This is a genomic window from Paenibacillus hexagrammi (assembly GCF_021513275.1).
In the GTDB taxonomy this organism is placed as follows: Bacteria; Bacillota; Bacilli; order Paenibacillales; family NBRC-103111; genus Paenibacillus_E; species Paenibacillus_E hexagrammi.
Window position 1 is genome coordinate 4029044 of sequence record NZ_CP090978.1, and the last position, 12411, is coordinate 4041454.

6 protein-coding genes are annotated in these 12411 nt (G+C 46.0%); all 6 read right to left on the reverse strand.

The window, feature by feature from the left end:
* Window positions 1-24: 24 nt before the first annotated feature.
* The 6 genes from L0M14_RS18410 to L0M14_RS18435 all read right to left on the reverse strand — a co-directional run bounded on the left by L0M14_RS18410 (window position 25) and on the right by L0M14_RS18435 (window position 12395).
* Complete coding sequence (locus L0M14_RS18410) at window positions 25-957, reverse strand: carbohydrate ABC transporter permease (RefSeq protein ID WP_235118086.1); 933 nt, start codon at window positions 955-957, stop codon at window positions 25-27.
* The gene (locus L0M14_RS18415) at window positions 954-1844 is read right to left on the reverse strand and encodes an ABC transporter permease subunit (protein ID WP_235118087.1); all 891 of its coding nucleotides are present in this window, start codon (window positions 1842-1844) and stop codon (window positions 954-956) included. Before L0M14_RS18415 ends, L0M14_RS18410 begins: the two co-directional genes overlap by 4 nt.
* Window positions 1845-2192: 348 nt before the next feature.
* Window positions 2193-6116 (reverse strand): TIM-barrel domain-containing protein, encoded by a 3924-nt coding sequence (locus L0M14_RS18420; protein ID WP_350340479.1) that lies wholly within the window; start codon window positions 6114-6116, stop codon window positions 2193-2195.
* Between the two features lie 724 nt (window positions 6117-6840).
* On the reverse strand, window positions 6841-8148 hold the full coding sequence (gene ltrA / locus L0M14_RS18425) for a group II intron reverse transcriptase/maturase (RefSeq protein ID WP_235118088.1): 1308 nt from the start codon (window positions 8146-8148) through the stop codon (window positions 6841-6843).
* Window positions 8149-8653: 505 nt separating this feature from the next.
* Window positions 8654-9796 carry a transposase gene (locus tag L0M14_RS18430; protein ID WP_235118089.1) on the reverse strand — a complete coding sequence of 381 codons (1143 nt, stop codon included), beginning with the start codon at window positions 9794-9796 and terminating at the stop codon, window positions 8654-8656.
* Window positions 9797-10205: 409 nt separating this feature from the next.
* Entirely contained in the window at window positions 10206-12395 is a 2190-nt protein-coding gene (locus L0M14_RS18435) for a cohesin domain-containing protein (RefSeq protein ID WP_235122956.1), read from the reverse strand.
* Window positions 12396-12411: the final 16 nt, after the last annotated feature.

Consider the following 12411-nt stretch of genomic DNA (forward strand, 5'->3'; position numbering starts at 1 on the left):
TTACTGCACCTATCATAATTCCTTTTACAAAAATCTTTGGAAAAGAGGATAAATCAGCAAGATGGGTGCGACCACGATGATCGTAACCGTCATGCGAATAGAGGTCGTCGTTTGCTTGGTTGCCAGACTCGCCATGGCAGTTGAACCGGCATTTTGCAGATTGACCATAGTGGATAAGGAACTTGCCTGATTGATATAGTTATATAAAATGAACTGCAAACTGTAGAGCTTGCTATCCGTAACCAGAAGCAGGGTATCCTGAAAGGCATTCCATTGATCCACAGCCGAGAATATGGCAACCGTAGCCAATATGGGCTTACAGATGGGCAGCATGATCTTAAAAAAGATCGTCATCGTTCCAGCCCCGTCGATACTTGCCGACTGCTGCAATTCCTTAGGCGTTGATTCCACAAAGGTTTTTACCAGAATGATGAAAAAAGGCGCCACAATGGTCGGCAATATATAAGCCAAAAAATTATTTGTCAGATGCAGAGATCTCATAGTCAGATACCAAGGAATAATCCCCGCATTAAAATACATGGTTATGATCGTAAAGCGATACCAAAACCTTCTCCTCCACATGTCCTCCTGGGTAAACATGTATCCTAAAAAAGCGGAAGCCCCAACCGTTAATGTTGTACCAATCAGCGTTCTTCCCAGAGAAATCATGGCAGCGTGCCACAGCCCCGGTATTTTGAACACATCGAAATAGTTCTGGAAATGAATTTTCTGAGGGAAAAATATGACATCGCCTCTGGCACTGAGATCATTGGCACTGATCGTGTTAATCAAGATCGAGTAGAACGGATACACGCAAATAAGAGCAAATAAGGCAAACAGAGCATAGATCAAAACAGAAATCATGTTATCGATCGTGCTTGCCCTTACTTTAACAGGCTGCAACGGATTCCCGCTGCGCACGTTCTCGCTCGGTACTAGACTTGTTTTGTCACTCATACAATGCTCTCTCCTCTTACTAATTTAGATAATCCGTTGATCGAAAAGAGAAGCACAACACTGATCAAGCTTTTTAACATACTGATGGCAACGGAAACGGAATAGCTGCCGCCTCCCATAGCCAAGTTGTATACATATAAGTCCAGAACCTGTATGGTGTCCTTATTAAAGGAGTTCTGAAATACAAAATATTGCTCCAAACCATTATTCAAGAAGCTCGCAAGCTGCAGCATCAAGAGGACAAAGTAAGTCGGCAGCAAGCTGGGCAAGGTGACATGCCGTATGCTCTGCATCCTCGTTGCGCCGTCTACACGAGCCGCCTCATAGAGAGAATCATCGATCCCTGTAATGGCAGCTATATATAAAATGGCCGACCAGCCTAATGTCTTCCAAGTAGCCCACATCCACATCGTCAACCAAACATGGTCTGAGTCTTGAAGAAATAGCACCGGAGAGTCGATAAACCCCCATTGTTTCAACAACCCATTGACGATCCCCTCACTGGAGAACATGGAAAATGCGAGTGAATACACCAATACCCAGCTGATAAAATTGGGAAGCGTGGTTACCGTTTGTACAAATTTTCGAAAGCGAACCGCTTTAATCTCATTGAGAAAGATGGCAAATATCATGGGAAGCCAGGAGAAAAGCAGCAGCAATCCGCTCATTCCAAACGTATTTTTGATAACCTGAAGCAGCTGATCGATCTTCACTTGGTTTTCTACCAAAGAATGAAACCACTTCAAACCAACAAACGGTGATTTGGACAGCGGAATCGGCGGTGTGTAATCAAAGAACGCATACACCCACCCGTATAACGGGTAATACGCAAAGGTTGCGAGTAGAATCATAAAAGGCAATATATAGAGAAATTTCCTGATAGACATGCTTCTCAAACTGTTTTCCTTTGGTCGCACCGTGTTCACCTTCCTCATCATTAGAAAACGCTTTCAACTTCAACACCCATAAGCTCAGCACCTAAGATTCATCCGTCCACAAACCTCCCAACATTTACCACTTGTAACATGATTTTATATGACGAACCTAATGAAAACAATGATATATACACATGTAAAATTGATCTATTCTAAGATTGGGTACATGCTTTGCTAAAGAAGATTTTTCCTAAGCTGTATAATCGCACGTAAACGAAACAGCCTTAGTCCCATAACCTGCAGGACTAAGGCTGTTTCGTGATTCTAGTCTATAATTACGCAGTACAAATTATCTACACTTTAGCTCAATATCTTCCTAGCCATAGCCGCTAGATCCTCGATATCGACCTTGCCGTCATTGTTCAAATCGGCATGTTTGTAGGCAGACCAGTTCGGGTCGGCGGAGTTTCTTCCGTATGCTGCGGCAACGATAGCTAAGTCACCAATGGAATAACGGCCGTCATCATTCACATCGCCAGGCTGTGTTGTAATGACAGAATCCATAAAAGTCTGCAGAGCGACCGTCAATGCACTTACCGCCTGCTCTACTTGCTCCCGGGTTGCCGTAACATCATCAGCTACAGCTTTCGCTTGATCAATTGCTGCCAGCAGCAATGCTTTTGAGCCTGCCGGATACTGGCCTGTGCCGGTTCCCTCCGCAGCCATATCATGCTTACTCTGAGCATTGGCGATTAATGCAAGCAGGGCGGTCTTGTCGATGACAACATTACTTAGTTGAACCGTGTAAGATTTGCCTTCTATTTCTGCCTCATGACCTGCTTCGTCGGCGATTAATGCTTGGGATAAAGATATCATTGAGAGAGCAGCTTGAGTATCGGATTTTACTTTCCAATGAAGCTTCAGAAGGCTGCCTTCAAGACGGGCGTTCTGTCCAACGGTAGCCACAAGGAACCGAATTTCACCTTGCTTTTGAGCCTTGTCAACAATGACTACCTCATCTGGATTAACCGATTCTGCCGACACGAATTCCAGTTGACTCGGATCATAAGTAAATGTTAGGTCCTGAGCATAAATATTTTGATCCAGCCCGCTTAGGGTATAATCCAAATCAAAATCTGCTCCTTTAGAAGCCTCTGCAGGTCCTTGAAGAACGGCGCCAACTACCGGGGCCTTATAATCCTTAAGGAATCGGAACCAATTGAGATCAAGGATCGAAGAAGCACTTTCGGTATTTACAAATTTCAAGTAAACATCGTGTATACCTGTAATGGATTGAGAAGGTGCCTGAATGGTCTCCCAATTATTCCAAGATCCCGTACTTCCAAATTCCATTTCAACTGCCCGCTGGTCCTCCATGGAGTCTATCCAAACTTCCAGCTTACCGCCCTGTAGTCCACTAGCCAAACGTGCTTCAAAACCGTTTACGCCACCTGTTCCAAAATCTACATCAGAAAATTTAACCCAATCTCCGTTTTCAATATGGTTGAGCTTATAACCACCGCTATCATCACTGGATGCACCTACATCTACGCCTTGGCGTGTTGAAGCGGTCTCAGCTTCTATGGTTCCGTAAGCATCCGCTATTTTCGGAGCGTAATCAAATCTCACATAATCAAGATTGTAATTGCCTGGATTTGTGCTGCCCTCCACGTTGATTTTGAGCGTATTCGCGCCTGCATCTAGCTTTACATCCGATATGATGTAGTCGAACCAATCTCCGTTCTTGTTCGCGTCTCCCCAGGTAGGTGTTACCTTAAGGGCGAAATCAGTTACCTTAGCATTATTTAAGTACAAAGCGCCTTGACGCGGAGTGGAATCATACTTGGGATCATTCTTTTTGCCGCTATTACTGCGCAGGATCAGATTGTAATTTCCGGCCTTCTGGATATCCACGGTAAATTGCACGTAATTTCCAACGTTCTTGAATCCTTTTGCAAAACCTGTTCCTGTATAGCCTTTCCACTCCGTGTCAATGGTTACTCCCTTCATTGTGGCTTGCTCCAATTCAAACTTATCACCAGAGTTTATCACAGGTCCTGCTGAGCCCTCTTCTCCAAGAGCCGGCTCCACAACGCCATCAGAATCAAGAGTGATCTCGATCTGCTCCCCGGTATCAGCAGTCTTCACGTAGACCACACCGCTTGCGGGGTCGACCCAGTAAGCCTCACTACTTGCATTAAAGTTCTCCAAGGAATCCACTGCCTGTATAGGTGCTTCGTTTACGGTAACCCCCCTTACATTGTTGATATGGTTAAATTTGAGATTGTAGGAGCGTTCAACTGGTTTAAATGCTGACACATTTGGAGTTACTCTTTTGTTTATTCTAAATGTAATATTGTTCCCAGCTTGGTGACTGTCGAATTTTGTTGTGCTGTATGCATTCTCCGTGATGTATTTTCTGGATCGTCCGTCGTCCTCATATAACGTAAAGGAAGTATCAGCTTTTGGATAGATATCCAATGTTAGAGGATTTAAGGGCTTCTCGTCCGCGTAGTTCATGTCAGGGCCCATAGGTATGATGGCGCCTGATTTCACAAATACCGGTATATCCGTAAGTTTTGCATTGACATAAACGTCTCTTCCACTTTCTCCGCCTTCATACCTTTGCCCCGTATAATAGTTGTACCAGGTCGTTTTCGCAGGAAGCCATAATTTCACCATCGTATCGCTTTCTGAAAGAGCCGGAGCTACAAGGAACCAATCACCGTAGTAGTAATGTCTGTTCAGATCCCAAGTTTTGGAATTGTTTTGATTCCCATCTTCTAAGAACATCGGTCTCATCATAGGTACGCCTTGGCTATAACCCTGCCATGCCAAAGAATAGGTGTAGGGATATAAGGCATAACGTATTTTAAGATTCTTCTTAAGTGTATCCTGCGCTGTACTGCTGAATGTCCAAGGTTCGCGCCCGCCATGTCCATGTGCACGCATGATACCGTTCCAAGCACCGAATTCAGCTACCCATCTTGTGTAGAGATTGTCATTAGGTCTTTGCAAGAAGCCGCCAAGGTCATGTGATGTAGTCCAGTAACCAACAAGACCCGATTCAAGACCATAGCCGATCTGATATCCCATTTCTTCCGTCGTGTTCTGAATATCTCCTGACCAAGCGGTAGCAAAGTGCTGCCCGGCATAGCTTCCTCTAGTGATGAACATAGGTCGGGATTCGTCCGTGTAATTTTTCCAGGCTTCATACACACTCTTGGTTGAAAGTGTCGGCATCCAGTTGTTATGAGTACTGCCCTCAGCAATATCAAATTCATCAGGCCAGAACCAGTCGCCGTATCCAGGCTTGATAACATTGTCCATATGAGCTTGGGTCCACTTTTCATTGACGGCAGGATTCAAAAACCGGCCACCCTGTGTAGCCGGGTCACTATCCTTGACCTTAGCCTCCGGCGTTCCTTTATTATTGTGAAGCCCTACCTCAAATCCCATTGAATCCGCCTTCGCAAACATGGAATCCAGGTCAGGGAAACGTGTAGGATCCCAACGGTGCGGACTCCATTTATCTCCCCGCCACCCGTAGTCAAATACATAGACATCACTAGGGTAAGAGCCCTGGCCGTCATACTTACCAGCGCCCCTCAGATGATCCAGCCAATCTAAGAACTCGGCTTGCGTAGCATTATCATTGCCATACTTGGAGAGCATGAAGCCGTGGGCCCATTTACCGTAAAGCTCCATTCGGCCCGTCAGCTCCGCATACTGGTTGAGAATCGTTTTAAAGTCGGGGCCGTACATGAAGTAATAATCCAGATAATCCTTTGTCTCAAAGCCTCCGCCTCTTTTAAAAAACTTCGTGTTTTGATCAATTGTATTAAGAAATATACCGTAACCCACTGTACTCATATAGAAGGGCGCAATGAGCTGCCCATGGTCCATGCCAAAATCCGTCACATCCAAGTCATATTTGTTCAGCTGCTCGCTGTGTCCCTTCTCCCCTGTTCCGAAGCCAAAAATACCGCCGCCTCCAGGCCCCTCCACTTTCTTAACTCCTCTGACACCGGTGCTTGCATCCCAATACATCCCCTGATCATCGGCGTCCTTGCTAAGCAAGGTGATGTTATCCTTCTTATACATCTGTACCCTTACAGGAGACTTTTGAACCCTGATCACCATATCTTTGGTTTCAATTTTGATATATGTCCCTTCGTCACTTACCGTTTTTTCAACATCAGCCCAGTCATTCTTTTGAACCATATAATAGGTTTCATCCGGTTGACGGTAAGTACCGTCAACAGAAAGCTGAACTCTAGCCATTCTAGAGGTACAGAGCTCTATCTTTACTTCCTGATTTCCAGAGGAAATGGTAATGATGTTGCCTTCTACCTTATTTGAGGTATGATCTGAGATGTTGACCGTCTGCGCATATGCAGAAGGTCCTTTACCAATGATTGGAGCTAAAGTAATGACTATAGAGAATGTAAGTAATGCACATAGTAATTTTTTAAACCCATGACCTATGCAGTTCGTGGTAGTAGTTGGTAATTACCAGGTTTAGGTATAACCCAAAGAAGCACCAAATAGTGCTCTGGCCAAAAAAGCTCAATTAGTCTTGCAAACTGCTGCACTTGTGTGTCACAATCAATAGTGATTCGCTGAATGCCCTTGCGGTTGTTCACGCGGACCTGACAACGAGTGTGGAAGAGGCCACGAACCATTTCGCCGTGGGTGTAGCCTTCATCATCACTCGTTTTTTCTTTGTTCAGTTCAAAGAGCGCAATCGCTAATAAAGTTTCGGCGACAAACAACAACTCGAAATGGGCATGATGATGCGCCTCGTATTCGGAATGGCATTTTTCAAAAGCTAATTCCTGTTTGGCCGAGCGAAAGAATACTTGTCGGGTAAAGAATTGGCGCGGTGTCGTTTGCGACCCGTTTCCAGCCCCTCCCCATAAGAACTGCTCGTGAGGTTTTCCCTCAAGCAGCTCACCCAGTAAACTTCTTCAAAAGGGTTATGAGACCTATCAAATGGCGATCACTTTCATCGGTATCCTTCTACGTTCTTGAGGGGATGGACTTTCCAATCCCAATATAGTCCCAATACACCGTAGAGGTACTCATTACTCCATCTTCGCCATCCGACACTACGCTTTCTTCTCCGTTTTCTTCTCGTCAGCAAGGTTCGTATTTTCATCTCCGTGTAGTCACGCACCTCGCTAAATGCATCACTCGAATTGCCAACCCGAAAATAATTCACCCATCCAGCTAATACGGCATTGATCCGTTTCACCATGTCTTTTGCCGGGGTTGCCCCGCCATTTTGGATTAGCTCGCGGATTCGCGCCTTGACTGCAATGCGTGCTTTCTTCTTCGGTGTCATGAGGATGAAGTATCCAGTTCCACTACGGTTTGGTACTCGCCTTAAGTCAAATCCAAGGAAAGCAAATGCCTCGCCTTTCAGGACGTTAACCATCCGAGTTTTCTCCAGATTTAGTTCTACACCCAACGGTTTCAGCTGTTCCTGAAGTCTTTTAAGAGCTAGTTCAGCCCACCCTTGTTTGCTGGAGTGTCCGCTTACGGTGATCACCATATCATCGGCAAATCGATGGTAATTGACCGCTTCGTAACTGCCTTCTGCCGTTTTACGCCGAATGGCATCAAATGCCCAGTCTACCTCATTCAGGTAGATATTCGAAGCTAATGGAGAAAACGGCCCACCTTGGGGTACGCCGATCTTTCCCGCCGCTTTTATCACCTGTTTGATCAGGTGCATCACTTGTGGGTCTTGGATGCGCTTCGACATCTTCTCCAGTAGAATCGAGTGCCGGATTGTATCAAAGTATCGGGATAAATCGACATCGATTACATTGGTCATGCGTCGCAGTACACTTCGTCTCACTTCGGCTAATGCTTGGTGAGGTGAGCGCTTCGGTCGAAATCCATACGAATTTGGGCAGAAGTCAGCTTCAAAGATCGCTTCGAGAATCAATTTTAGAGCACCTTGTACAACGCGATCCCGGATTACGGGAATTTGTAAAGTTCGCATTTTGCCGTTCGCCTTCGGTATATCTACCTTCCGGTTGGCTTGAGGTTGGTACGTTCCCGTTTGGAGTTCTTCTTGGATGCCTTCGAGAAACGGGATAACACCCTCTTTTTCCACGTCTGCGAAGCTTTGTCCGTCTGTGCCTGCGGCACCGCCGTTTTTCTTCGCATGTCGGTACGCTTCATGGAGAGTCGTTATGCTGGTTATGTGGGTAAATAGACCCCAGAACCGATGCGTAGGTTCAGACTTCGCCTTTTGATATATCCGTTGCCTCAGTTCCTGCAGACTGATGGGTGTTTTTGTCATTTTCACCCTTGCCTCCTTTGGTTATACGGATTTGTTTACCGGTCCGGACCCTTCCCTCCCCGCGCGTTTTGCTGCACGCGGATCTAAAGTACTACGGTCCGATCCGCCACCCTGACATCTGCATGTCCCATTTCCCGATCACGGTTATAGGGAATGCCTCCTCGGTGAGCTTTCTTCACCGGATGCCGAGGGCTTCTCCAGTTTCCATAACATCTTTCACTCCATGTCGCCGCTGATACCCCGCCGGTGAGAACTGCCGTTTCAGACTCTTTCGGTCAGTTCTTGCTGCTTTCGCGCGTTATCGACCGTCTCAGCCACCGGAATTGCGTGTAACGAGGCTACGTCTGCGTTCACTGTACGTTACAACCTGGAATTTTGCCCATGCTCCTTTTGAGCGTGATGTCAGAGGGCTTCACCGTCTCGCTTTCGCTCCACGGCGCCTCTCAGGCTACGGGAGTCTAGTCTTTTCTCCCGGTCGGACTTTCACCGACTAGATGTTGTGTCCTTAACTGGACACGCCAATGCGCCAGCGCTTGGCATAGGTCTGAACCACGTCTTTCGGAGCATCGTGGCGATTGCTAATTAACAAATAAGCGCCTTTGTAAGTAGCAGGCTCTTCTCCTTTTTCCTCTTGATCAGCATCCGTTATCGGTTGGTCATCTTCTTTCAAACGTATCGCAACAACAGCAGCTACAAGAACATACCGCTGCTTGGTCACTTGGTTCCCTTTCCGATTCACGGTTGCGTAAGGGCGCTTCATGTAGATATCCGGTATCGAAATGGAGGTCAGACCGGATGCCTCCCCACCTAACAGCTCCTTAAAGACCTCCCGGATCAGCATGACTGGAGTCAGCGGTACATAGCGTTCCCGACGAGTGCCGGGTTCGATGACTTTACGAAACAGAGCCGTGTTGCGTTTGGCTTTGGTGACCCAATCAAAGTTATTCTCCTCCAGGAACGAGAAGAAATGCTTGCAAAGGTACCACCGATCCATGGCTACCCACAAGCGGCATGAAACAGATTCCCGCAACATGAGTAGCATTTGCTTGGCCAAATCGATTTTAGTCAAGCCTTCTCCTTTTGTTTCGGGCTTATGCCAAATCCGGAAAAACAACGGATACTCCAATCCGCTCTTCCGAACAGCTTGTAGAACAACCAAATTGGTTGCCCATACATAGACTTTGGCGGAGTGGTCATAGAGCCAGCACAGAAACGGAAGCAGCTTGGCAAAGGGATGCGCGCTGTGGGTATCATCGAGATTTACGACATCTCCATCAGTAAGCGCAGTTACAGGATCCTGCTGCAAGCGCTCAACACGCTTTTTTCCAAAAGTCGTCCAAGCAAAGCCTTTCGTTAAAAAGCGACTTAACGTGTACTGTGCAAGCTTCCAAGGCTGAAACATTCGCTTCAGCAAAGCGTCTTTGTCGGCCAATTGCGCTATCTGGGTAACGGAAGAGCAATTGGCAACGAGGCCGACGACGTAGAGGAAGCAAATTAACCAAGACGGAGTACCGTTACGTTTCATGATGCCAGATTGTGCGAGTAACAAAGAGAAGTCAAAACGCTCCCACAGACTTTTCAGAATGGGAGCTCCAGCACATTCGCTGTGATTTAAATCTTTAAACTTCGGCTTTTGTAACGCTGACATTGGAATATCACCTATAATCTGTAAGATATACCTGTTCAAAAAGGTATCCTTCGCGATTATTGTGGTGTTTCTGAAAAGTCAAGTGGTTTTTATGAACTTAGGTAAAAATTATAATGAATTCTAAGCTTTTCCCATCAATTGGGGTGAACTGCATAGGTCATGTTAAACCATATTAGCATCCATCTCTTCCCCCAATTGGTTAAATTTGGTTTATTAATGAAAATTCATTTCAGTCAAATCATATCTCAGCACGTTAACCCAGCCATCCATGGGATCGTCGACATTGACTTGTATCCGTTCCCATTACAAGTGAAAGAAGAGATAGGGGTTAGTCGGACTATTTCCCTATCTCTCTTCCACAGGCGGGACTGCACCTATCTATGGATCCGGTTCTCTATGTTAATCCAGCTTAAGATTCAAAAATTTTCATCGCTACTGCCGAAAGGTCTTCGATGTCAATCTTACCGTCTTTGTTCAAATCGCAGTTCACATAGCTGGACCAGTTCGGATCATCCGAGGTTTTGCCATAGGCTGCTGCAACGATCGCCAAGTCACCTACGGAGTAGCGTTCGTCACCGTTCACATCGCCAGGGTTTGTTGTAATGACTGAATCCATAAACGTTTGCAGGGCAGCGTTCAATGTGCTTAACGCCTGCTCAACTTGCTCCTTGGTTGCAGATATCTCATCCGCTATCGCCTTCGCTTGATCAATAGCTGCCTGCAGTGTTGCTTTGGAGCCTGCTGGATATTGGCCAGAACCGGTTCCCTCGGCAGCCGCATCATGCTTGCTTTGGGCATTCGCAATTAATGCAAGCAGTGCTGTCTTGTCAATGACGACTTGGCTTAGCTGAACTGTGTAAGTTTTGCTTCCCAGGTCCTTCTCATGACCGGTTTCATCGGCAACGATTGCTTTGGATAATGAAATCGTAGAGACAGAAGCTTGGGTATCAGCTTTTACCTTCCAATGAAGCTTCAAAAGATTGCCGTCAAGACGGGCGTTTTGTCCAAGTGTTGCAACAATGAAACGGACTTCTCCTTGTGTTTGAGCCTTGTCGACGATCACGACTTCATCCGGATACACGGATTCGGCCGATACATAGTCCAGTTGACTCGGATCGTAAGTAAATGTCAGATCTTGAGCGTAAACATTTTGTTCCACGCTTTCCAGCCCATAATTCAATTCGAAGGATTCGCCTTTAGCCGCTTGGTCAGGACCTTGAAGAATGACATCTTCAGGCCGTTCTACCGTAACCCAGTAAGTCTTCTGTGTGTTATCCAGTGCTGTGACCGTGACTGGAATACGAGTAGAACTTCCTGTTAAATCAACCTTTTGCGACACTCCCTCTACTCCATTGACAGTAACCGTTGCGCCTGCATTAACGGAAGCAGCTGTTATCGTGACATCCTTAACATCTTTCGCTACCGCTACCTTATACTGGGTTACATCAGCTGAAAAGGCAGGACGAAGTGTTCCATTATCTAGGCTTAAGCTATTTACATCCACGTTGCTGGATGGCCAGGCAGGAGGTGTGTTTGAATCATTTGCAGTTAAGTAGATTCGGTCTATTGCGATACCGTCCTCTCTTCCCCACAGGTTCAAGTCATGCAATCCGGCACTGCTAATTGTCAGTTTACCTGCTTGGTTCCAATTATAAGAATTACCTCTTGTAAATGTCGTGAATGCAGCCTTATACGTTGAATCCAAGCCAAATAGAATCGAATCACTGCCGGAGTCGGGAGCCTTAGCCAATATCCAGACATTATAGTCGCCCGTTTGGCCAAAATTAATTTTATACGTTAGCTCTGGAGCATGTGCATTAAGCACTTCTGATGAGGGTGAAGCTACGTTCTCCCACTTACTTCCATCATCAGGTCCGAGTAACAGGGCTCCGTAGAATTTACCTACTGTCTTGTTCCAATTATCGTTATCACGTGCGGTGATAGTTGAATTCTCAGAATTATGTGCAGCAATTTCCGCCTCAATCGCTACTTCTCCATTCTTCTCATGGAATACGCCGTCCGCCCAGTTATCCGGCCATAAGCTGCGATTTTGTTCATCCTGAATGCTAGATAGATTTTGAAAATACGTAACAAATGAATCTCTCCATGCTTTTGCATGATCTACTTGTTTATTAAATGTAGCGAGCACTTCATCATATCGTGCCTGGTCAATCTTCCCTTGCAGTGTCTTCCATGAATCAACCATTTGTGTGACTTTATGAAAGCCATCGAAATACGAATCATACAAGGATTGAATAAGTGTTTTTCCACTTTTAAGTTTGTACGAGAATGGAACGTGATGGAACCAGACTAAGAGCTCTTCAGGTGTGGTCTCCAGGTTATTATACATATCCGCCACTTCAGGGTAATACTGATCAACGGCACCGCTTCCTGTCTCACGGGTCCGGTCGTAACCCAAGCCATCTGCGCTAGCCCCGGAATAACTTGTTCGGCTTTCAGGCGATGGCGTATAGTGGTCGCTCGAAGAACTCATGATACCTAAACCAAAAGGAGAGGTATAGCTTTCGTAGGTGTCACGAGAATTCAAGAGAAGTGATGTTATCGTACTCTTGACATTCGAATCATTACTGTAGGTCATTCCCGTCCATTCATCG

Excerpts from the sequence above, each read along its gene's own strand:
- L0M14_RS18415 (WP_235118087.1), bottom strand. The coding sequence starts at position 1,844 with ATGTCTATCAGGAAATTTCTCTATATATTGCCTTTTATGATTCTACTC.
- L0M14_RS18435 (WP_235122956.1), bottom strand. The coding sequence starts at position 12,395 with ATGACCTACAGTAATGATTCGAATGTCAAGAGTACGATAACATCACTT.
- L0M14_RS18410 (WP_235118086.1), bottom strand. The coding sequence starts at position 957 with ATGAGTGACAAAACAAGTCTAGTACCGAGCGAGAACGTGCGCAGCGGG.
- L0M14_RS18430 (WP_235118089.1), bottom strand. The coding sequence starts at position 9,796 with ATGTCAGCGTTACAAAAGCCGAAGTTTAAAGATTTAAATCACAGCGAA.
- L0M14_RS18420 (WP_350340479.1), bottom strand. The coding sequence starts at position 6,116 with ATGGCTAGAGTTCAGCTTTCTGTTGACGGTACTTACCGTCAACCGGAT.
- ltrA (WP_235118088.1), bottom strand. The coding sequence starts at position 8,148 with ATGACAAAAACACCCATCAGTCTGCAGGAACTGAGGCAACGGATATAT.